Source organism: Thiohalospira halophila DSM 15071, from assembly GCF_900112605.1.
Taxonomy (GTDB): domain Bacteria; phylum Pseudomonadota; class Gammaproteobacteria; order Thiohalospirales; family Thiohalospiraceae; genus Thiohalospira; species Thiohalospira halophila.
Genome location: NZ_FOMJ01000001.1, coordinates 117,321 through 138,454, shown reverse-complemented (window position 1 = coordinate 138,454; position 21,134 = coordinate 117,321). Strand labels below are relative to the sequence as shown.

General features: G+C 70.7%; 17 protein-coding genes and 1 tRNA gene. 4 read left to right on the top strand and 14 right to left on the bottom strand.

The features are described from left to right. Positions 1 to 8: 8 nt before the first annotated feature. The 4 genes from BM272_RS00675 to smc all read right to left on the bottom strand — a co-directional run bounded on the left by BM272_RS00675 (position 9) and on the right by smc (position 7,975). Positions 9 to 1,043, bottom strand: coding sequence for a type IV pilus twitching motility protein PilT (locus BM272_RS00675; protein ID WP_093426836.1), 1,035 nt, complete (start codon positions 1,041 to 1,043; stop codon positions 9 to 11). A gap of 176 nt (positions 1,044 to 1,219) precedes the next feature. After that, a complete protein-coding gene (gene ligA, locus BM272_RS00670) occupies positions 1,220 to 3,259 on the bottom strand; it encodes an NAD-dependent DNA ligase LigA (protein WP_093426835.1) in 2,040 nt (679 codons plus the stop codon). A 72-nt stretch (positions 3,260 to 3,331) separates the two neighbouring features. Beyond that, entirely contained in the window at positions 3,332 to 4,462 is a 1,131-nt protein-coding gene (gene zipA / locus BM272_RS00665; protein ID WP_093426834.1) for a cell division protein ZipA, read from the bottom strand. Positions 4,463 to 4,468: 6 nt separating this feature from the next. Beyond that, positions 4,469 to 7,975 carry a chromosome segregation protein SMC gene (smc, locus tag BM272_RS00660; RefSeq protein ID WP_093426833.1) on the bottom strand — a complete coding sequence of 1,169 codons (3,507 nt, stop codon included), beginning with the start codon at positions 7,973 to 7,975 and terminating at the stop codon, positions 4,469 to 4,471. Between the two features lie 106 nt (positions 7,976 to 8,081). On the opposite strand from smc, the gene queF reads away from it, so the two are divergent. The 3 genes from queF (at position 8,082) to BM272_RS00645 (ending at position 9,870) form a co-directional block, all read left to right on the top strand. Further along, the gene (gene queF, locus BM272_RS00655; RefSeq protein ID WP_093426832.1) at positions 8,082 to 8,480 is read left to right on the top strand and encodes a preQ(1) synthase; all 399 of its coding nucleotides are present in this window, start codon (positions 8,082 to 8,084) and stop codon (positions 8,478 to 8,480) included. 2 nt (positions 8,481 to 8,482) lie between these two features. Next, positions 8,483 to 9,751: an FGGY-family carbohydrate kinase gene (locus tag BM272_RS00650; protein ID WP_093426831.1), complete on the top strand. Its 1,269-nt coding sequence runs from the start codon at positions 8,483 to 8,485 to the stop codon at positions 9,749 to 9,751. 43 nt (positions 9,752 to 9,794) lie between these two features. Continuing rightward, a tRNA-Asn gene (locus BM272_RS00645) sits at positions 9,795 to 9,870 on the top strand. Between the two features lie 141 nt (positions 9,871 to 10,011). Here the strand turns inward: BM272_RS00645 and BM272_RS00640 are convergent. The 10 genes from BM272_RS00640 to BM272_RS00595 form a co-directional block, all read right to left on the bottom strand. Beyond that, the gene (locus BM272_RS00640) at positions 10,012 to 10,503 is read right to left on the bottom strand and encodes a hypothetical protein (protein WP_093426830.1); all 492 of its coding nucleotides are present in this window, start codon (positions 10,501 to 10,503) and stop codon (positions 10,012 to 10,014) included. 58 nt (positions 10,504 to 10,561) lie between these two features. Next, positions 10,562 to 10,864, bottom strand: coding sequence for a DUF3240 family protein (locus BM272_RS00635; protein WP_159432971.1), 303 nt, complete (start codon positions 10,862 to 10,864; stop codon positions 10,562 to 10,564). Beyond that, positions 10,854 to 13,940 carry an efflux RND transporter permease subunit gene (locus BM272_RS00630; RefSeq protein ID WP_093426828.1) on the bottom strand — a complete coding sequence of 1,029 codons (3,087 nt, stop codon included), beginning with the start codon at positions 13,938 to 13,940 and terminating at the stop codon, positions 10,854 to 10,856. Before BM272_RS00630 ends, BM272_RS00635 begins: the two co-directional genes overlap by 11 nt. Next, positions 13,940 to 15,040, bottom strand: a complete 1,101-nt coding sequence (locus tag BM272_RS00625; RefSeq protein ID WP_093426827.1) for an efflux RND transporter periplasmic adaptor subunit — start codon at positions 15,038 to 15,040, stop codon at positions 13,940 to 13,942. The genes BM272_RS00630 and BM272_RS00625 overlap by 1 nt, the downstream gene beginning before the upstream one ends. After that, positions 15,013 to 16,332, bottom strand: coding sequence for a TolC family protein (locus BM272_RS00620; protein ID WP_159432970.1), 1,320 nt, complete (start codon positions 16,330 to 16,332; stop codon positions 15,013 to 15,015). The genes BM272_RS00625 and BM272_RS00620 overlap by 28 nt, the downstream gene beginning before the upstream one ends. 89 nt (positions 16,333 to 16,421) lie before the next feature. Beyond that, entirely contained in the window at positions 16,422 to 17,780 is a 1,359-nt protein-coding gene (locus tag BM272_RS00615) for a sensor histidine kinase (RefSeq protein ID WP_093426825.1), read from the bottom strand. Beyond that, entirely contained in the window at positions 17,780 to 18,442 is a 663-nt protein-coding gene (locus BM272_RS00610) for a response regulator transcription factor (RefSeq protein WP_093426824.1), read from the bottom strand. Before BM272_RS00610 ends, BM272_RS00615 begins: the two co-directional genes overlap by 1 nt. After that, positions 18,442 to 18,789 (bottom strand): PepSY domain-containing protein, encoded by a 348-nt coding sequence (locus tag BM272_RS00605; RefSeq protein WP_205407714.1) that lies wholly within the window; start codon positions 18,787 to 18,789, stop codon positions 18,442 to 18,444. The genes BM272_RS00610 and BM272_RS00605 overlap by 1 nt, the downstream gene beginning before the upstream one ends. Continuing rightward, on the bottom strand, positions 18,786 to 19,445 hold the full coding sequence (locus BM272_RS00600; RefSeq protein ID WP_093426823.1) for a cytochrome b/b6 domain-containing protein: 660 nt from the start codon (positions 19,443 to 19,445) through the stop codon (positions 18,786 to 18,788). The genes BM272_RS00605 and BM272_RS00600 overlap by 4 nt, the downstream gene beginning before the upstream one ends. 170 nt (positions 19,446 to 19,615) lie before the next feature. Continuing rightward, complete coding sequence (locus tag BM272_RS00595) at positions 19,616 to 19,939, bottom strand: high-potential iron-sulfur protein (RefSeq protein ID WP_093426822.1); 324 nt, start codon at positions 19,937 to 19,939, stop codon at positions 19,616 to 19,618. A 281-nt stretch (positions 19,940 to 20,220) separates the two neighbouring features. On the opposite strand from BM272_RS00595, the gene galU reads away from it, so the two are divergent. Then, entirely contained in the window at positions 20,221 to 21,105 is an 885-nt protein-coding gene (gene galU, locus BM272_RS00590; RefSeq protein WP_093426821.1) for a UTP--glucose-1-phosphate uridylyltransferase GalU, read from the top strand. Positions 21,106 to 21,134: the final 29 nt, after the last annotated feature.

Genomic DNA, 21,134 nt, shown 5'->3' with positions numbered 1-21,134 from the left:
CCGCACTACTAGAAGGCCGCCGGCTCCGCCGCCACGGTACGGGCCGTCTCCCGCTCCACCACGCCCTGCTGGACCAGCTGCTGCAGCGCCTGGTCGAGGGTCTGCATGCCCTGGGCCTGGCCGGTCTGGATGGTGGAGTAGAGCTGGGCGACCTTGTCCTCGCGGATGAGGTTGCGCACCGCCGAGGTCCCGGTGAGGATCTCGTGGGCCGCCACCCGGCCCCCAACGACCCGCGGCAGCAGGGTCTGGGCCACCACGGCCTGCAGGGATTCGGCCAGCATGGAGCGGACCATGCCCTTCTCCCCCGCCGGGAAGACGTCGATGATCCGGTCGATGGTCTTGGCCGCGGAGCTAGTGTGCAGGGTGCCGAAGACCAGGTGGCCGGTCTCGGCGGCGGTGAGCGCCAGGCGGATGGTCTCCAGGTCGCGCAGCTCCCCCACCAGGATGGTGTCCGGGTCCTCACGCAGGGCCGAGCGCAGTGCCTCGCTGAAGCCGTGGGTGTCGCGATGGACCTCGCGCTGGTTCACCAGGCAGCGCTGGGGCTGGTGGACGAACTCCACCGGGTCCTCGATGGTGAGGATGTGGCCGCGCTCGGAGCGGTTCTTGTGGTCCACCATGGCCGCCAGGGTGGTGGACTTGCCGGAGCCGGTGGGACCGGTGACCAGCACCAGGCCGCGCGGATAGCCCGACACCCGCGAAAGGACCTCCGGCGCCTTGAGCTCCTCCAGGGTGCTCACCTCGGCGGGAATGACGCGGTAGGCCGCCCCGGGCCCCCGCCCCTGCTGGAAGACGTTGGCGCGGAAGCGCGCCACCTCCGGCAGCTCGAAGGAGAAGTCGATCTCCCAGCGCTCCTCGAACTCCCGACGCTGGTCCTCGGTCATGGTCGCCTGGACCAGCTCCTGAACGGTCTCGGCGTCCAGCTCCGGCTGATTGGTACGGCGAACCTCGCCGTCGATGCGCAGCATGGGCGGCAGGCCGGCGGAGAGGTGGAGGTCCGAGGCGTTGTTGCGGACGGCGAAGGCGAGGAGGTCGGCGATCTCCATGCGGGCTCTCCCGGTTCGGGATGGACCCTCCCTGGCGGATGGAGACCGGCTCCCTGCCGGTTTGCTTGGGAAACAGAGAACGGGGCCACTTCGTAACCGAGCAGCGCGGCCTGTTCTCGAGGTTCCGGACTGGCGCTAGCGCGCCATCCGGAATGACGCCCTCGTTTTACGGGCCTTCAGGGCCGTTCACCGGCCAGAAGCTGTTCCAGGCCGGCGTCGTCGAGGATGGTGATCCCCAGCTCCTCGGCCTTCTCCCGCTTGGAGCCGGCGGCCTCGCCGGCGACCACGTAGTCGGTCTTCTTCGACACCGAACTGGTGACCTTGGCCCCCAGTGCCTCCAGCGCCGCCCCGGCCTCGTCCCGGGTGCGCTCGGCCAGGGTGCCGGTGAGGACCACCGTGAGCCCTTCCAGCGGCTTCGGCCCGGTATCCGGCTCCGCCTCCTGCCAGTGAACACCGGCGTCGATGAGGTGCTGGATCACCTCGCGGTTGTGAGGCTGGCGGAAGAAGGTGGCCACGCTCTCCGCCACCACGGGGCCGACGTCGGGCACCTGCTGCAGTTCCTCCTCGTCGGCGGCCATGAGCCGCTCCAGGGTGCCGAAGTGGCGAGCCAGGCCGGCGGCGGTGGCCTCGCCCACCTCCCGGATCCCCAGGGCGAAGAGGAAGCGCGGCAGGGTGGTCTCCCGGGAGGCCTCCAGGGCAGCGACGAGGTTGGCGGCGGACTTCTCCGCCATGCGGTCCAGACCCTCCAGGGTCGCCGCATCCAGGTGGTAGAGGTCGGCCACGTCACGGACCAGCTCGCGCTCCACCAGCTGCTGGATGACCTTCTCCCCCAGGCCGTCGATGTCCATGGCCCGGCGGGACGCGAAGTGCTCCAGGGCGGCGCGGCGCTGGGCCGGGCAGTAGAGGCCGCCGGTGCAGCGGGCCACCGCCTCCCCCTCCAGGCGCACCACCTCGGAGCCGCAGACGGGGCAGTGGTCCGGGCGCTGCGGCGCCTCCGCCCCCTCCGGCCGGCGCGATTCCACCACGCCCACCACCTCGGGGATCACATCGCCTGCGCGACGCACGGTAACGGTATCGCCGATGCGGACATCCTTGCGCCGGATCTCGTCCTCATTGTGGAGGGTGGCGTTGGTCACGGTTGCACCACCGACGAAGACGGGATCCAGCCGCGCGACGGGGGTCAGTGCCCCGGTGCGGCCCACCTGCCACTCCACGGCCCTGAGGGTGGTCAGCTCCTCCTCGGGGGGGAACTTGGCAGCGATGGCCCAGCGCGGCGAGCGGGCCACGAAGCCCAGCCGCTCCCGCCGGGCGCGGTCGTCCACCTTGAAGACCACGCCGTCGACGTCGAAGGCCAGGCTCGCACGCCGCTCACCCATCCGGCGGAAATAGTCGATACAGGCGGCCATCCCCTCCGCCCGCTGCACCTCGTCGGAGACCGGCAGGCCCCAGTCGCGCAGGCGCTGGAGGGACTCATGGTGGGAGTCGGCGATCTCCCCGCCCTCGCTCACTCCGGTGCCGTAGGCGTAGAAGGCCAGCGGCCGGCGTGCAGTGATCCGCGGATCGAGCTGGCGCAGGCTGCCGGCGGCGGCGTTGCGCGGATTGACGAAGGGCTCCTCGCCGGCGGCGCGGCGGTCCTCGTTGAGCTGCTGGAAGCCGGCGTGGGACATGTAGACCTCGCCGCGGACCTCCAGGCGGCGCGGCCAGTCCTCGCCCCGCAGGCGCAGGGGGATGGCGCCGATGGTGCGGACGTTGTGGGTCACATCCTCGCCGGTGGTGCCGTCACCCCGGGTGGCACCGCGCACCAGCTCGCCGTCGACGTAGAGCAGGCTCACCGCCAGGCCGTCGAGCTTGGGCTCGGCCGCGTAGGTGATGGTCTCCACCCCCAGCTCCCGGCGGAGGCGCTCGTCGAAGGCGGCCAGCTCCTCCTCGGAGAAGGCGTTGGCCAGGGAGAGCATGGGGATCTCGTGGGCCACCTCGCCCAGTTCGGAGACCGGCGCCGCCCCCACCCGCTGGGTGGGGGAGTCGGCGGTCACCAGCTCCGGGTGGGCCGCCTCCAGCTCCTGGAGCTCGCGCAGGAGCCGGTCGTACTCGGCATCCGGAATCTCCGGATCGTCGAGGACGTAGTAGCGGTAGTTGTGGTAATCGATGGCCTCGCGGAGTTCGCGAACGCGCGCGGCCGGATCGTCCCGGTGGGATGGCGTCGATTCCGGCGGCATCGTTGGGCAGGCTCCTCGTGTGCTCGGTTCCGTGGCTTCCCGGGGCTACGGGTCTGTTCTCGGGGTTCCCCCCTACTGTCCACCCCGCGCAGTGCGCAGGTGGAGTTCGTGCTCCCGTACCCGGTCGCGGAGATGGCCGACGGTCTGATCGGTCAGGGTCGAGCGGCGCTCATCCAGCAGCTCGCCGCCGAGATCGTAGGCGACCCGGCGGGCGGCAGCGAGCATGGCCTCGAGGGATTCCATGCCCGGGCGCGGGCCCGGCAGCTGGCAGAAGAAGGCCAGTCCCGGTGTCGCGAACGTCTCGTCCAGCTTCTCCAGGGTCCCGGGTTCCACCATGCTCGCCACGCTGAAGACCGGCTCCTCCCCGGCGCCACCGCCGGCGTGGTACCAGTGGAAGATCTCCATGGAGCCGAAGCGCAGGCCCGCTTCGCCCAGCGCGGTGGCCAGCGCCGACCCGGGGAAGGCAGACCCCTCCGGCGCAGTGACGAACAGGGCCAGGATCAGGTCATCCTCGCCCGGCGGTCGGGGCGGGCGCTCGCCCTCCGGCTCGGGCTCGGGCTCTGATTCGGGTTCCGGCTCGGGCGCCGCTGACCGTCGATGCGGGGCCACGGGCTCGGTACGGATCCCGGTGGGGGTCTCGTCCTCCCCCTCCGGCCCGGGCCGGCCCGGCGGCTCCGTGCGCACTTCCGGCCGCGGGGACGGCTCGGGCTCCGGAGCACGTTCGGGTTCCGGTTCCGGTGCGGGCTCTGGTTCCGGCTCCGGTTCGGGCTCCTCGGGGAAGAGGGGTTCCGTCTCTATGGTCGGAGCCGGCTCGGGAGCCGGTTCGGGCTGTGGTTCGGGTTCGGGCCGGGCCCCGCGAGCGGGCTCGGACGCGCCCTCGCCGGCCACTGCCCCGGTAAGATCCTCTTCGGGAGACTCCGACACCGGGGGCGCTACCGGCTCCACCCGCGGCGGCTCCTGGGGGGCATCCCGATGCAGCGCCTCCTCGAAGGCCTCCTGGAGCTCCTCGGGCGCCGGCTCCCTCTGCTCGCCGGAGGCCTCACCACGGCGAGCCCGGGTCTGGCGGGCGATCTCTTCCATCCAGTCGGTATCGTCCAGCAGGTCATCCAGATCCCCCTGCTGGCGACGGCGATAGCCCCACCAGGCGATCCCGGCCAGCAGGGCAATGCCAAGGGCGAGCAGTATCCAGCGCAGTGCGTCCATCGTCCCTCACGCGGTCCGTGCCAGGGAGGCGGCCTCGTCCACGTCGACGGTCACCAGCCGGGAGACGCCCGGCTCGTTCATGGTGATCCCGTTCAACTGGTCGGCCATCTCCATGGTCACCTTGTTGTGGGTAATGATAATAAACTGGGTCTTCTCCGACATCTCCCGCACCAGCTCGCAGAAGCGGCCGACGTTGGCGTCGTCCAGCGGGGCATCCACCTCGTCCAGCAGGCAGAAGGGCGAGGGGTTGAGCTGGAAGAAGGCGAAGACCAGGGCCACGGCCGTGAGCGCCTTCTCGCCCCCCGAGAGCAGGTGGATGGAGCTGTTCTGCTTGCCCGGGGGGCGCGCCATGACGCCGATCCCGGCATCCAGGGGGTCGTCCCCCACCAGCTGCAGGTAGGAGTGGCCGCCGTTGAACAGGCGCGGGAAGAGCTCTCCCAGACCGGCGTTGACGGCGTCGAAGGTCTCCCGGAAGCGGTTGCGGGTCTCCCGGTCGATACGGTCGATGGCCTCCTCCAGCGTCTCCAGGGCGCCCAGCAGGTCCTCGCGCTGCTGATCCAGGTGCTCCTTGCGCTCGGACTGCTGCTGGTACTCATCGATGGCGGCGAGGTTGATGGCGCCCAGCCGCTTGATGGCCGCCTCCACCTCTTCCAGCCGCTTCTGCCAGGCCTCCTCGGAGGCCTCCTCGGGCAGCTCGGCCAGCAGGGCCTCGCGGTCGTGGCCGGCCTCGTCCATCTGCTCGCGCAGGGTCTCCCGGCGGACCCGCAGCTCCCGGGCATCGCCCCGGGCGCGCTCGGCCTCCTCGCGCAGGCGCTCGGCATTGGTCCGGGCCTCGGCGCGCTGGCCATCCAGCTCGCGCAGGGCGGCCTCCACCGCCTCGGAGCGCTCCCGCGCGGCGGCGAGGGCAGCCTCCACCTCGCGCCGCTCGTTCAGGCGCTCTTCCAGCTCGGCCTGACGGGTCGCCACCGGATCCTCCTCGGCCGCCAGCTCCCCGGCCAGGGCGTCGCGCCGTTCGACATACTGGGCGTGCTGCTGCTCCAGCCGCTCCAGGGCCTGCTGCAGGGAGGCGCGCTCGGTACGCTGGCGCTCCAGGGCCAGCCGGTGGTCCTGAACGGCCCGGGTCGCCTCGCGCTGGGCCTGGCGGGCGGCCTCCACCGCCTCGTCGCGCTCCTGGCGATGGGTGGCGTGGTCATCGCGCTCGGCGGCCAGGCTCTCGGAGCGCTCCAGGGCCTCGGCCAGCCGCTCGCGCTCGGTCTCCTGCTCCTCGGCCACCGCCTCGCTCTCCTCTTCCAGCTCGGCGATCTGCTCGGAGAGCTCCTCGCGTCGGCCGGCCAGTTCCTCACTCCGGGCGCGCTGGCGGTCGCGCTCGCCGGCCAGCTCGGTGCAGCGCTGCTGCAGCTCGGCCACCGCCTGCTGATCGGCCTCGCGCTCGGTCTCCAGCTCGGCCTCCCGGCTGCGGCCGGTCTCGACCTCGGCCTCCGCCTCGGCGGCCGCCGACTCCAGCTCGGCAATGCGCTCGGCGAGGGTCCGCATCTCCTCCTCGCGCGCCAGGACGCCAGCGCCTTCCCCCTGGTCGTCGCCCCGGCGCACGCGCAGCCAGTTGGTGCCGACCTGGATCCCATCGGGGGTGACCCAGGATTCGCCGGGCCCCAGCTCCGTGCGCCGCGCCAGGGCGGTGGTCCGATCCGGGGCGGTGAAGACGCCGGCCAGTAGCGGGGCCAGGTCCACCGGTGCGCGGACCCGGGCGGCCAGGGAATCGGCCGCCGGCGAACCGCCGGCCCGCGCCTCCAGAAGCGTGAGGTCGGCGCCGGCCAGGTCGGCCAGCGCTGCCGCCGGGTCGTCGAGGCGGTCGGTCCGGACCGCCTCAAGCGCCTCGCCCAGGACGGCCTCCACGGCCGGGGCCCATTCGGGCTCCGCCTCGATGAGCTCCGCCAGCCGGTGGGCGTCCGCCAGGCCCTGGCGCTCCAGCCACTGGCTGCGGCTATCGTCGTCCTTGCCCAGGGCGGCCTGCTGCAGCGCCTCCAGGGAGGCATGGCGGCCGCGGGCCTGCTGGAGTTCGTCCCGGGCGGCATCCCGGCGCTCGGCGGCGGTCCGGGTCGCCTGGCGCTGGGTCTCCAGGGTCTGCTGGCGCTCAGCCAGGGCCGCCTCCCGGTGCTGGCGATCCGCGTCGGCAGTGGCCAGGGCGGTCTCCGCCTCCTCGGCGGCGCGGGTGGCGGCGTCGGGATCCAGCTCGGCGCGCTCGCGCTCCAGCCGCTCCCGGCGGCGGACGGCATCGTCGGCACGCCGCTCGAGGTTGGTGAGGTTGTTCCGGGCGACCTCCGCCTCCCGGGTGGGGTCGGCCAGGGCCTGGTTCAGGCGCTCCCACTCCTGCTGCCACTGGCGCCGGGCCTCCTCGGCCGCGGCCAGGGCCTCACCGGCCTCGGTATCGGCGGCCTCCAGCCGCTCCAGCTCCGGCTCGCCCTCGGCCAGGGCGCCATCCAGCTCCGCCAGCCGGGCGCGATCGGTCTCCAGTCGCTGGTCGGTCTCGGCGAGGGCGGTATCGAGCTGCTCGCGCTCCTCCTCGCGCTGCTGCCGACGCGCCCGGGCCTGCTCGATGGCCTCCTCCAGCCGGGCGATGTCGGCGCCCACGGCGTAGTAGCGCTCCTGGACCTCGCTGAAGGCATCCGAGGCCTCGGCCTGCTCGGAACGGCGCTCCTCCATCTCCGCCTCGATGCGGCGCTGGCCGGCGATCTCCGCCTCCAGCGCGGTCTCCTTCTCGGAGACGGCGCGGTCGTGGGCGGCGCACTCGGCATCCAGGATCCGCCAGCGCAGGGCCTGGAGCTGGCCGCGCAGGGTGTGCTCCTCGGCGCGCAACTCCTTGTAGCGCTCGGCGGTGCGGGCCTGCTTCTCCAGGTGCTCCAGGTGGCGGTCCAGCTCCTCGCGCAGGTCCTCCAGCCGCTCCAGGTTCTCCCGGGTGTGGCGGATCCGGTTCTCGGTCTCCCGCCGGCGCTCCTTGTACTTGGAGATCCCGGCGGCCTCCTCCAGGTAGGTCCGCATCTCGTCGGGGCGCGCCTCGATGAGACGGGAGACGGTGTTCTGCTGGATGATGGCGTAGGAGCGCGGCCCCAGACCGGTGCCGAGGAAGATGTCGGTGATGTCCCGGCGGCGGCAGCGAGTGCCGTTGAGGTAGTAGGTGGACTGGCCCTCACGGGTGACGGTGCGGCGGACGGCGAGCTCGTTGTAGTGGGCGTACTGCCCGGTGAGGCCGCCCTCGCTGTTGTCGAAGACCATCTCGATGGAGGCCTGCCCCACCGGCTTGCGCGAGGAGGAGCCGTTGAAGATGACGTCCGACATGGCCTCGCCGCGCAGGTGGCGCGCGGAGGACTCGCCCATAACCCAGCGCACGGCGTCGATGACGTTGGACTTGCCGCAGCCGTTGGGGCCGACCACGCCCACCCGGTTGCCGGGGAGCGGGATGGTCGTGGGGTCCACGAAGGACTTGAACCCGGCCAGCTTGATCCTGCTCAGCCGCATGCGCCTGCCTGCCGTTGCCGTACCGTGAGGGGCCTGCCGGGATCCCCGGAATCGGTCGATTTTGCGTTAAAATGCGGCCCATTCCAAGCCAACCGGAGAGCGGTTCATGACCACCCAGCCCAGCCGGGATCTGGAGACCTTCCCCAACCCCACGCCGGAGCGCGATTACACCGTCCGCTTCGTCATCCCGGAGTTCACCTGCCTCTGCCCCAAGACCGGTCAGCCGGACTTCGCGACCTTCTACATCGACTACATCCCGGGGACTACCTGCGTGGAACTGAAGTCCTTGAAGCTCTACATGTGGAGCTTCCGCGACGAGGGCGCCTTCCACGAGGCGGTGACCAACCGGATCACCGATGATCTCGTCACCGCCATCGTTCCCCGCTTCCTGCGGGTGACCGGCCGCTTCAACGTCCGCGGCGGGATCTACACCGACGTCACCACCGAGCACCGCGCCGAGGGCTGGCAGCCGGCGGCACCGGTGCAGCTGCCGCCCCGGGAGTAGCCATGGGCCTGCGGCTGGGCATCGACATCGGCACCTCCGGCTGCCGCGCCGCCGCCATCGACGCCGCCGGCGAGACGGTGGACAGCGAGCGGGTAGCCATAGCCGAGCCGCGCCGGGACAGCGCCGCCGTGGAACAGGACCCGGCCCGCTGGTGGGAGGGGGTCCGCGCCGCCGTGCGCGGCCTCACCGGCCGCATCGACGCGGCGGCGATCACCGGCCTCGCCGTGGACGGCACCTCCGGTACGGTACTGGTCACCGATGCAGAAGGGGAACCGCTGGCCCCCGCCCTGCTCTACAACGACGCCCGCGCCACCGCCGAGGGGGCGGCCATCGACGCCGTCGCGCCGCCGGACAGCCCTGCCCGGGGCGCCGGCAGCGGCCTGGCCCGGGCGCTGTGGCTGCTGGCCCGGCACCCGGAGGCCGCCCACCTGCTCCACCAGGCCGACTGGATCGCCGGCCGGCTCACCGGTCGCTTCGGCCACAGCGATCCCAACAATGCCCTGAAAACGGGTTGGGACCCGGTGGCCGGAGAATGGCCGGCCTGGCTGGCCCGGGCCGGAATGGACGCGCAACGGCTGCCGGCGGTCCACCCGGCCGGCGCCGACCTCGGGCCGCTGGACCCGGCGGTAGCCGCCGATCTCGGCCTGCCGGCCACCGCCCGCGTGGGGGCCGGGACCACCGACAGCACCGCCGCCGTCCTCGCCGCCGGCGCCAGCGAGCCGGGGGACGCGGTGACCGTGCTCGGCTCCACCCTGGTCCTCAAGGTGGTGTGCGCCGAGCCGGTGGCCGATGCCGAGACCGGCGTCTACAGCCAGCCCTTCGGCCGGTACTGGCTGGCCGGCGGCGCCTCCAACAGCGGCGGCTCGACCCTCCGGGCCTTCTTCGACGACGACCGGCTGGCCGCCCTGACCCCGTCCCTGGATCCGGAGATGCCCACCGGCCTGGACTACTACCCGCTGCCGGCCCGGGGCGAACGCTTCCCGGTCAACGACCCGGAACAGGAGCCGCGCATGGCGCCCCGGCCGGACGACGATGCCCGCTTCCTCCAGGGGCTGCTGGAGGGCATGGCCGCCATCGAGGCCGCCGGCTACACCCGCCTGCGGGAGCTGGGTGCGCCGACCCCGCGGCGAGTAATGACCCTGGGCGGCGGGGCCCGGAATCCGGCCTGGAGCCGGATCCGGGAGCGGGCCCTGGGCGTCCCCGTCGCCACCCGCCCGGCCGCCGAACCCGCCGCTGGCACCGCCCGTCTGGCCCCGGCCGAGGGGATTTGACCCCCCGGGGGGCTGCCGGTATCATGCGCCGCTGTAGAACAATTCCCCGGTAGCTCAGTTGGTAGAGCGGGTGACTGTTAATCACCTTGTCGCTGGTTCGAGTCCGGCCCGGGGAGCCAAACAATCAGGGGGTTACGAACGGCCCCCTCCTCGCTCCCTGGCCCGAGTCACAATCTCGTCCCATCGGGCGAGGGAAGCGAAAGCATAAAGGCCACCCCTCCCCGGGGTGGCCTTTTTCGTTTGGGGCTCACCAGGGGTATCTAGGCGATGGCCCCGCCCCCGAAATACCCGCCAATCCATTGCCCGGAGTAGTGGGTGGCCACCACCACCACCCCGCCCACGAACAGGTGTTCCAGGATCGCCTTCCCGGGGTCGGAGCCCTGCGCCCGGGCGATGCGCCAGCTCATGACGGTGATCAGAACGGCACCCCAGGCCACGGCGGCGACCATGGCGGACCCCAGGTCCAGCAGCAGGACGGGTACCACAAACGTTGATGCGACCACCAGCTTGGTAACAAAAGTCGCGGCCATGACCAGCCAGAGGTAGCTATCGCTGTGCCCTCCCTCGGCCTCCTTGGAGACGTGGACGCCCATGGCATCGGAAAGGGAGTCGGAGACGGCGATGGTGAGAATGCCGCTGATGACGGCCGCCACGGAGTGTGTCCCCGAGTTCAGGCCGACCATCAGCCCCAGGGTGGTGATCACGCCCGAGGTCATGCCGAAGTTCAGTCCGGTCTTGAGGCTGTCGCGCAAGCAGAGGCCCTCTTGTTGGGTCGGGTGTCCGTGACTATTCGTGGTGGATTGGCCGGCTCTACAGTCGACCCCGATCGGCAATGTCCTGGATCCAGTAGGGCCATCCAGACGCCGGGAAATCCCCCCGCAGTTTTTCCAGCATGGCACTCAACCGCTCACTACCAGCCTGGACCTCGACCCGCAAGCGGCCTTGACGGCCCGTGACCTGCTCAGCGGTCTTCAGGGCCGAGGGTTCAGCCCCATGATACTCCACCACTTGTGTGGTGAAGGTCAGCTCCGGGTCGATGCCCAGCAGCCAATCGGTCAGGTCTTCCCGGACCTCGGGTGGTATCAGGATGGTGAGAATTTGATTATCCGACAAGACGGGCCTCCTTGGGCTGACCATAGCGACGGTAGAGCACGGGAAGCAGGAACAGGGTCAGCAGGGTGGAGGTTACCAGCCCGCCGATGACCACGATGGCCAGCGGCTTCTGCACCGACGACCCCGGCCCCGAGGCGAACAGCAGGGGCACCAGGCCGAGGGCGGCGATGCTGGCGGTCATCATCACCGGCCGCAGCCGGCGCCGGGCGCCCTCTTCCACCACGCGGGCCATGGGCAGGCCGAGGGCATGGAGCTGGTTGAAGTAGGTCACCATGACTACCCCGTTGAGCACGGCAATGCCCAGCAGGGCGATGAAGCCCACCGAGGCCGGCACCGACAGGTAGGCCCCCGTCACCCCAAGGGCGAACACGCCGCCGATGAGGGCGAAGGGGACATTGAGCAGCACCAGCACCGCCTGGCGCACCGAGCGGAAGGTGGTGAACAGCAGCACGAAGATCAGGCCGATGGCCACCGGGACCACGATGGACAGGCGCTGGGCCGCCCGCTGCTGGTTCTCGAACTCGCCGCCCCAGGCCACGCGGTAGCCCTGGGGCAGATCCACCTGCTCGGACACGGTCAGGCGAGCCTCCTGGACGAAGCTGACCAGATCCCGCCCGGAGACGTTGGAGCGGACCACGGACAGGCGTGAGCCGCCCTCCCGGTTGACCTTCACCGGCCCCTCGGTGCGTCGCACATCGGCCAAGGCGGAGACGGGCACCTGCTTGCCGCTCGACAGGGTGAGGCGCAGGTTCCCGATCGCCGCCGGTGAGCGGCGCACCTCCGGTCCGCCGCGGATCGTCAGCGGGATCCGCCGCCGGCCCTCGTACACCGTACCCACCTCGGCCCCTTCCAGCTGGGCCCGGAGCCGGGCCGACAGTTCGGCCACGGAGAGGCCGAAGCGGCCGGCGGCCTGGCGGTCCACCTCCACCTCCAGGTACTGCAGGCCGCTGTTGTCGGTGTAGTAGACATCCTGGCTGCCGCGGATCCCCTTCAGGGTCTCGGCGATGGCCGCCGACTTCGCGTTCAGGACCGAAAGCTCCGGACCAAATAGCTTCACCGCTACATCGCCGCGCACGCCGGTGAGCATCTCCGAGACGCGCATCTCGATGGGCTGGGTGAAGGCGTAGGCTACCCCCGGGAAGCCGTTCAGGACCGCGCGCAGCCTGTCCAGCAGGGCCGCCTTGGTCGCCACCTCCCATTCGGAGCGGGGACGGGTCTCCAGGAACATGTCGGTCTCGTTCAGGCCCATGGGATCCATGCGCAGCTCGTCCGAGCCAGTGCGGGCCACGGCCCCGGTCACCTCGGGGATCTCCTCGATGAGGGCCCGTTCCACGCGACGGTCGATGGCCAGGGATTCCTCCAGGGAGATGGAGGGCAGCTTGGCCAGCTGCACCACCACCGTCCCCTCCTGCATGGTGGGCATGAAGGTCTTGCCCACGAAGGGGGACACCGCCACCGTGGCCGCCAGCAGCACCAGCGCGCCCCCGGCCACCCAGCCGCCGTGGCGCAGGCTCCAGTCGAGGCTGGGCTGGTAGAGGCGATGGAGCTGGCGCACCAGCCAGGGGTCCTGGTGGCTGACCTTGCCGATAAGGAAGCTGGCCAGCACCGGGATCACGGTCAGGGAGAGCAGCAGGGAGCCGGTCAGGGCGAAGACGATGGTCAGCGCCACCGGGATGAACAGCTTGCCCTCCAGGCCCTGCAGGGTGAGCAGGGGCAGGAAGACGATGACGATGATGAGGATTCCGGAGGTCACGGGCACCGCCACCTCGCGCACGGCGCGATAGATCAGGTGGAGACGGGGCAGCCGCCGGCGTCCGGACCCCGGGTCCTCCAGATGGGCGACCACGTTCTCCACCACCACCACGGCCGCGTCCACCAGCATGCCGATGGCAATGGCCAGGCCACCCAGGCTCATCAGATTGGCGGACAGGGCGAACCAGCCCATGAGCAGGAAGGTCATCAGGGCCGCCAGGGGCAGGACCAGGGCCACCGTGAGGGCGGCGCGCAGGTTGCCCAGCATGAGAACCAGCATCACCAGCACCAGGATCACCGCCTCCATGAGGGCACCGGAGACGGTCTCCACCGCCCGGTCCACCAGGTGGCTGCGGTCGTAGAATACGTCCACGTGGACGCCCTCGGGGAGCGTAGGCTGGATCGCTGCCAGCCTGGCCTTCACTCCCTCGACCACCTTGCGGGCATTGGCCCCGCGCAGACCCAGGATCAGGCCCTCCACGGCCTCGCCCCGACCGTCGGCGGTCACGGCGCCGTACCGGGTCAGGTGCCCGGTGCGTACCTCCGCCACGTCCTTCACGCGCACGGTCACGCCGTCGGTCTCGCGGACCACGATATTGCCCAGATCCGCCAGGCCGGTTACCTGGCCCCGGGTTCGAACCAGCAGGGTCTCCTCGCCGCTCACCAGGCGGCCGGCGCCGTCGTTGCGGTTATTGGTCATCAGTGCCCGGCGCAGCTCGGCCAGGGAGAGGCCGCGGGCATTCAGGCGGGCGTTGTCCGGGCTCACCTCGTAGGTGGCCACCTTGCCCCCCAGGGCATTGACCTCGGCCACGCCCTCCACCGAGCGCAGGGCCGGGCGGATGGTCCAGTCCAGCAGGGTACGCCGCTCCGCGAGGGAGAGGTCGCCGCCTTCCACGGTGAACATGAACATCTCGCCCAGGGGGGTGGTGGCCGGCGCCATGCCCCCGCTGGCATCCGGCGGCAGGTCCCCCCACAGCCCGGACAGCCGCTCCGAGACCTGCTGGCGGGCCCAGTAGAGGTCCGTGCCCTCGGCAAAGTCCACGGTGATCACGGTGACCCCGTACTTGGCCACGGAGCGCAGGACCTCCTGGTGGGGGATACCGCGCATCTCCACGCTTACCGGGGCCGTGATGCGCTGGTCCACCTGCTCCGGGGTCATGCCCGGGGCCTTGATGATGACCTTCACCTGGGTGGTAGAGACGTCCGGGAAGGCGTCGATGGGCAGGCCGCGGAAGGCCGACACCCCCGCCCCCACGAGCACCACCACTGCCAGGAGCATGAAGACCCGCTGGGTCAGGGCAAACTGGATCAATCGACCGAGCATCATTCACCCCCGCCGTAGCCGGACCAGGCGCCCTTGATGGCTGCCAGGCCGCTGACCGCCACGGATTGCCCGGCCTGGAGCGGGCCGCTGATCACGGCGGTGTCCCCTTCCCGGTGCCCGTGCACACTGACGGCCACCGGCATGAACCCGCTGGCCTGGCGCACAAACACCCACGGCTTGCCCTGGTTGCGGACCACGGCCCCTTCCGGGACCCGGAAGCGGCCCTCACCGGCGCCCACCTCCAGGCGGGTCTCCACGTATTGCCCCGGCCGCAGGCAGGGCTCACCGCCCGCCACCTCGGCCCGGACCAGCACCGTCTGGCTCTCGGCCTCGGCGGTGCGCCCCACCCGCGAGACGGTGGCCTCCAGGCCGGCGCAGGGCACGCTCACCGGGACACCCGCGGCCACCCCCTGCAGGCGGTCCAGGGGCAGCCGGATCTCCAGCCACAGGGGATCGAGCCGGGCCATTCGGTACAAGGGTGTCGCCTGTTGCAGGCGCTGCCCGGAGCGGACCATCTTCTCCAGAACCACCCCGTCCATGGGCGACCGTACCCGGAGCCGGCCAGACAGCTCACCCGTCTCCGCCAGGCGCTCCACACCGGCCTCGCTCATGCCGGCGAGCACCAGGGCCTGACGCCGTGCCTCCAGGGCCGCCCGGGCCTGCTTGAAGCGGCTGCGGGTTTCCTGGTACCGGCGCTGGGGGATGACCCCGTCGTCGGACAGCTGCCGGTCCCGCTCCAGGCTCGCCGCTGCCAGATCCCTGGCCGAGCGGGCGCCCAGGAATTCCTGCTGGTTCTTCACCAGTTCCGGGCTGCGGATCTCGGCCAGGACCGCGCCCTCCCGGACCGGTTCCTCCCTGGCCGCGTGCAGGGCGGTGACCAGGCCGCCCTGGGGAGCGCTCACCACCCGCTCCTGCTCGGGGGGAATGACCACCCGGGCCGGCAGGGTCTCGGTCTGGACCTCCTTGCCGGGGGCGACCTCTGCGGTGGATACCCCCAGGCGCTCCATCTGGGCGGGGCTGAAGGTGATCTCGTGGGCGGCCTGGGCGGAGACCGTCCAGGCCGTCAGGCAGGCTATTGCGAGGATTCGGAACGGGGCCACGGGATTACTCCGGCTGCTTGGTTGAATCGAGCGACGGCACGCTCCAGCTTCAGTTCACGCTGGGCACGATCGCGGCGGGCGGCGGCGTACTTGTCCTGGACCCGGATCAGGTCCATGAGGCCGTACTCGCCGGCATCGAAGGCCTTGCGCGCCAGGGTCCGGCTCTGCGTCGCGAACTCCTCGCGATGCCGGGCCTGGCGCAGGGTACGGCGGGCAACGGCGATCCCTTGCCGGGCCTCATCCAGGGCGGTGAGCACCTCCCGACGCTGTCGGTCCAGCCGACTCCGGGCCGCCGCGAGTTCCACTCCCACCGCGGCCCGCCTACCCTCGCGTTGTTCCGCCATACCGAAGGGGATACGGAGGGAGGCGTGCAGGCTGTTCACCGCGGACCCATCGGCGGCCCGCTCCTGCCGGGTCCCCAGGACCAGGGAGGGCGGTTCCGCGGCCTGGATACCGGCCAGGCGGCGCCGCGCCCGCAGCTGCTCCACTTTCAGGGCGGCCCGACGCAGGAAGGGATGGTCCTTCACCGGAATGGTCTGGTCCGACAGGGTCCGGGCCCGGTCTTCGCGCCACTGCGACGGCGTCCGATCCAGGCCCGTGATACGGCGATAGTCGGCGCGCAGGACCCGGAGGCGGGAGCGCGCACTCTCCAGCGCGGTCTCTTTCTCCACCACCCGCTCCCGGGCCAGCAGCCGAGCGGTCCGGGCCAGATCCCCGAGCTCCAGCCGCCGTTGGACCTTGTCCGCCAGGGCACGGGCATGGGCCCGCTCCGTCTCCGCCAGGGCCACCCGGTTGCGCTGGAGGGCGATGGCCCACAGGGTCTCGCGCACCCGGCCGGCGGCCTGGAGCCGCACCGCCTCTGGGATCGAGCGGGCCTGCTCCTCCGCCGCCTCGGCCAGGGACCGGCGAGCGGCGCGCTGGCCGAGGTGCCACAATGGGAGTTCAACCCCGGCTTCCCATTCGCGGTTACCGGCAGCGGTAGCCCCCGCGTCGTTGTAGTGGGACAGGACGCCCGCCGGATTGCCGGAGAGCCAGGCGTCGGCGCGCCCGCGCAGGGCGGACGCCGCCCGCTGGCCAGCCCGGGACTGCTCCTTCTCCGGATGACGATCGGCCGCCCACCGGACCACCTGGCCCAGGCTCAGGCCGGCATCGCTGGCGAGCGGGTCGAAGCGGGCATCGCCCGCACCGTTGGAGGAAGCGGCAGAAACCGGCCCGGAGGCGAGGCAGAGGGCCACCAGGGTGACGGCAAGGGGCCGTTGGCGGGGTCGGGATGTGACAGGAAACGGGGACATGGAACCCTCCGAAATAGGCATGGAGAGAAGCCTAAAGGAGGACCCTGAAGCGAAGCTGAAAAGGCGGGGCGTTCGGGTTGCCAGGGGTATTACAGGGAGGCAACCCGGTTCGGATCCCCCTCCTGCTGGGGCAGCGAGACGGTAACGGCCAGGCCACCCAGGGGCTCGGAAGAGCCGAAGTGGAGATCGCCACCGTAGGCATCGACGATATCGCGGACGATGGCCAGGCCCAGGCCATGACCCTCCCGCTCCTCGTCGAGCCGCGCTCCCCGGCGGGTCAGTTCCCCGGCCCGTTCGGCGGGGACGCCGGGGCCATCATCCTCCACGGTCAGGGCGAGGCCCGCCGCCTGGTCGACACCGACCCGGACCCGTGAGCGGGCCCATTTGGCGGCGTTATCCAGGAGATTGCCGGTCAGCTCCAGGAGGTCCTCGCGGTCACCGAAGGGGCGCTCATCCGCCGGCCCGGCATAGGTAAAGTCCAGGTCGCGGTCGGCATGGGTGCGCTTCAGGACCCGGATCAGGGCGGGGATCTCCCGGTCTGGCAGGAAGCGCTGGCCGGGAGCGCCAGCCGCCAGGCGGGCCCGTTTCAACTCCCGCTCGATACGCCCCCGTATGTTCTCGGCGGGCTCCAGGATCCGCTGGCGCCGCTCGGGATCCGGGACGGTCCCCGGATCCTCGGCTGCCTGGAACAACTGGGTCAGGGGAGTCTTCAGGGCATGAGCCAGGTTGCCCAGGGCATTGCGGGAGCGCTCAAGGCGGCCGCCGAGCACCCCGATCAGCCGGTTAACCTCGCCCACCAGGGGCCGTACCTCGCCGGGCACGTCCCCGGAAAGGGACTCCTGCTCCCCCGCCTCCAGTCGCTGGATCTGGGTGCCCAGGCGCCGGAGCGGGCGCATCCCCAGGGCCACCACCCCCCATTGCAGGGCCAGCAGCCCCAGGCCTATTCCCAGGGAGACCAGGCCGTAGTGCCACTGGAAGGTCCGCAGGTCCGCCTGCAGCGGGGAAAGGTCCTCGGCGACCGCCATGCGAACAGCGCGCCCTTCCTTGCGGAAGGCCGCCACCCGCACCAGCAGGGGCTGGTCCTGGGGCCCCGCCCGATGGAGCCGGCGGGTTTCGCCCACCGAGACCTCGGGCAGCGGCAGCTCGGCATCCCACAGGGAGCGCGAGCGCAGGTCCTGCCCGTCGGTCCGGACGCGATAGTAGTGGCCCGAGTAGGGTCGACGGTAGATGGAATCGCCGATGTCGCGCAACAACGGACCGTCAGCCTCCCACTGCAGAGCGGCTAGCAGGCCCTCGGTATCGTGGCGCAGGCGGCTGGCCACGTAGTCCTCGGCGGTAGCGCGGATGGCCCCACTGACCACCCAGTACTGCGTCCCCAGCAGCAGGAGCAGGCTGACGGACAAGGCCAGGGAGAGGCGGACCTTGAGGGAGAGGGACGGGAAAAGCATTAGTCCACTACCAGTTCGTAGCCCTGGCCGCGGCGGGTACGGATGCGATCACTGCCCACCTTGCAGCGCAGACGGCGGATGTAGACCTCCACCACATTGCTGTCGCGCTCGGCGTCGTACTCGTAGACATGCTCGGTAAGCGCGGTCTTGGACAGGACGCGGCCGGGGTTGAGCATGAGATAGCGCAGCAGCCGGAACTCCGTCCCGGTCAGCTCGTGCTCGGCACCGTCGGAGGTCACCACCACCTGACGGGATTCGTCCAGGCGCAGGCCGGCCACCGCCAGGGGGCCCCCGGCCCGGCCGTGATGGCGCCGAAGCAGGGCGGCCAACCGGGCGAGCAGCTCTTCCGTGTGGAACGGCTTGCCGAGGTAATCATCGGCTCCGGCCTCGAACCCCTCCACCCGCTCGTACCAGGCATCGCGGGCGGTGAGGATGAGCACCGGCAGCTCCACCCCGCCCTGCCGCCACTCCTCGAGCACCTGCAGCCCGGAGCGGCCCGGCAGGCCCAGATCCAGCACCACCGCATCGTAGGGCTCCTCGCGCCCGAGGTAGGCCGCCTCTTCACCGTCGGTGGTGATATCGGCGGCATAGCCGGCCTCGCGCAGGGCATCCCGGAGGTGAGCGCCCAGCTCGGAGTCATCTTCCACCACCAGGACTCGCATCAGTGGTCCTCCTGCTCTTCCCGGACCGGCTCGCCGGGGATATAGGTGCCATCCCGGGCATCGAAGAACAGCTCCCGCAACACGCCCTGTTGATCGATGAACTCCACCTCGTACAGGAGCTGGTCCCCCTCTCGGTGGAGTTCCGCCTCCACCAGACGCCCCCCGGGCACCCGCTCCCGGGCCCGTTCCAGAACCACCTCCAGGGACTGGATCGCCCCCTCCTGGTGGAGCTCGCGCAGCTCCTCCAGCCCCTCCCCGGCCCGGGCCTGGTTGGCCCCAAGCACGATCCCCAGGGAGAGGAGGAGCAGGGCGACCCAGGCCAGGAAAAAGGCCTGCCTGCGGCTCATGAGCGGTCCCCCGGTCCCTTGGCCCGCTTGCGGCCGGTGACCATGGCCCGGACCAGGTTCTCTCGGTGGGCGATGCTGGAAACAAGGATGCCCAGGACGTGCAGGCCCACCAGGATCAGGGTCAGGTTGGCAAAGAATTCGTGCAGTTCTTCCAGCACCTCGGCCTCCTCATGCTCACCATCCTCCGCCTCGCTACCATCATCGGCCCGGGCGATCAGGGAGGGCCCCGGCTCGGCAGCAGCGTACCAGCCGGCCAGCGGCCCCGCCTTCTCCTTGGCCCCGTAGACCATGAGCCCGGTAGTCACGGTCCCCGTCAGCGCCAGCAACAGGGCGGCGATCATGGCTCCACCGGCGGGGTTGTGGCCAAGATAGCGCGGTGCCCGGCCCCGCAGCAGCTTGCCGGAATAGTCCAGAAAAATTCGCGGCGAAGGGATAAAATGGCTGAAACGGGCGTGGCGCGGCCCGATCACACCCCAAATGACTCGGATCAGGAGCAGTGCTCCCACCAGGTAGCCCAGCCAGACATGAACGGCCAGCGGTTCTTCCACGATAAAGTAGGCGCCGAAGAAGGCTGCTGCCAGGGTCCAGTGGGAGATCCGGACCCAGGGGTCCCAGACTCGCGTCTGCGATTCGGCGTGCTTACTTGTACCAACCATGGCAGGCTCCTTCCGGTTTCAGGGTCTTACAACACCCTACCGGCGCCACCTGAAACAGGGCTGAACATCGACACACCTGACGGCGCATTACCCCGCGGCCGGTCCGGCACACAAAAAAGGGGCTGGACCTGCTGGCCCAGCCCCTTGTACCGACCTGAACCGCGCAGTCGTTAGCCGGCGGAAGCCCAGGCGGTGCACCAGCCCTTGGTGTTGACCTCACGGCCGCCGAAGATGGAGCAGCCGCCCCAGTCGGCACTGCGGTCCCCGGTATAGAGGGCGCAGTTGGCGCAGTTCTCGCCGTCACCGGCCTGGTCGGAGTTGGCGGCGTCGTGGACGTACTTCATGGCCTTGGCCTGGGGGTCGTCCTTGGTCAGCCGCTCGGCGGCGAAGGCGGTACCACCGCCAACCAGGGCAGCCACCGGGGCAGCAGCCACGGCGGCGGCGCCGGCCTTGAGGAACTTACGACGCGAAAAATCGCTGCTGTTGTTGGACATGGTTGGTTCTCCCGTTTGCATGACAGTGGGCCGCTATCGGCCTCGAAGGCCTTGCTGTTCTGGCCCGGTGTGGCGTCGTTACCTTTCCACCCCCCGAACCCCTTCCGGGGTTTGTACTCATTCTAGATCATCAGTACGGGGCGCGTCGCCCCGAACGCCCCACTGGTTCTTGAGCGCGGTCAACCCGGGCACACGCCGCCCACCCGCCCCGGTTACTTTAAGCCGCTGCCCGGCACCACCATAATGGTTCCCGGGACCCCGCATCGAAGGACTGGAGATCCATGCCGAACCAACGTCGACTGACCAAGGCCGTCTTCCCCGTCGCCGGGCTGGGGACGCGCTTTCTGCCCGCTACCAAGGCCAACCCCAAGGAGATGCTGCCGGTAGTGGACAAGCCGCTCATCCAGTACGCCGTGGAGGAGGCCCTGGCCGCCGGCATCACGGAACTCATCTTCGTCACCTCCAGCGCCAAGCGCGCCATCGAGGACCACTTCGACAAGAACCACGAGCTGGAGTCGGAGCTGGAGAAGAAGGGCAAGACGGAGCTGCTGGAGATGGTACGGGGCATGGTCCCCAAGGGGGTCGCGTCGGTCTATGTCCGCCAGCCGGAGGCACTGGGCCTGGGCCACGCCGTCCTCTGTGCCAAGCCGCTGGTGGGCGACAACCCGTTCGCCGTCATCCTCGCCGACGACCTCATCGACCCCGAGGGCAACGAGTCCACCCTCAAGCAGATGAGCGATATCTACCGCTACCACGGCGGCAGCGTCCTGGGCGTGGAGGAGGTCCCGCCCGAGGAGACCCACAAGTACGGCATCGTCAGCTCCAGCCCCGTGGACGACCGCGTGGGCCGGGTCCACGACATCATCGAGAAACCGGCCCCGGCGGAGGCCCCCACCAACCTCGGCGTGGTGGGGCGCTACATCCTCTCCTCGCGGATCTTCGACCGCCTGGAGCAGACCCCCGCCGGCGCCGGCGGCGAGATCCAGCTCACCGACGCCATCGCCGCCCTCATGCGCGAGGAGCAGGTCCTCTCCTACCGCTTCGCCGGCACCCGCTACGACTGCGGCAGCAAGCTCGGCTACCTGGAGGCGACGGTGCGCTACGCCCTGAAGCACCCGGAACTGGGCGACGATTTCCGCGCCTATCTCCGGGACATGGCCCTCTGAGCGACGGCCTTCGCCACCCGGTGGAGAGA

Bases quoted from the DNA above. Each gene is read 5' to 3' on its own strand.
- BM272_RS00675 (WP_093426836.1), bottom strand. From the start codon at position 1,043: ATGGAGATCGCCGACCTCCTCGCCTTCGCCGTCCGCAACAACGCCTCG.
- ligA (WP_093426835.1), bottom strand. From the start codon at position 3,259: ATGCCGCCGGAATCGACGCCATCCCACCGGGACGATCCGGCCGCGCGC.
- zipA (WP_093426834.1), bottom strand. From the start codon at position 4,462: ATGGACGCACTGCGCTGGATACTGCTCGCCCTTGGCATTGCCCTGCTG.
- smc (WP_093426833.1), bottom strand. From the start codon at position 7,975: ATGCGGCTGAGCAGGATCAAGCTGGCCGGGTTCAAGTCCTTCGTGGAC.
- queF (WP_093426832.1), top strand. From the start codon at position 8,082: ATGACCACCCAGCCCAGCCGGGATCTGGAGACCTTCCCCAACCCCACG.
- BM272_RS00650 (WP_093426831.1), top strand. From the start codon at position 8,483: ATGGGCCTGCGGCTGGGCATCGACATCGGCACCTCCGGCTGCCGCGCC.
- BM272_RS00630 (WP_093426828.1), bottom strand. From the start codon at position 13,940: ATGCTCGGTCGATTGATCCAGTTTGCCCTGACCCAGCGGGTCTTCATG.
- BM272_RS00620 (WP_159432970.1), bottom strand. From the start codon at position 16,332: ATGTCCCCGTTTCCTGTCACATCCCGACCCCGCCAACGGCCCCTTGCC.
- BM272_RS00615 (WP_093426825.1), bottom strand. From the start codon at position 17,780: ATGCTTTTCCCGTCCCTCTCCCTCAAGGTCCGCCTCTCCCTGGCCTTG.
- BM272_RS00610 (WP_093426824.1), bottom strand. From the start codon at position 18,442: ATGCGAGTCCTGGTGGTGGAAGATGACTCCGAGCTGGGCGCTCACCTC.
- BM272_RS00605 (WP_205407714.1), bottom strand. From the start codon at position 18,789: ATGAGCCGCAGGCAGGCCTTTTTCCTGGCCTGGGTCGCCCTGCTCCTC.
- BM272_RS00600 (WP_093426823.1), bottom strand. From the start codon at position 19,445: ATGGTTGGTACAAGTAAGCACGCCGAATCGCAGACGCGAGTCTGGGAC.
- BM272_RS00595 (WP_093426822.1), bottom strand. From the start codon at position 19,939: ATGTCCAACAACAGCAGCGATTTTTCGCGTCGTAAGTTCCTCAAGGCC.
- galU (WP_093426821.1), top strand. From the start codon at position 20,221: ATGCCGAACCAACGTCGACTGACCAAGGCCGTCTTCCCCGTCGCCGGG.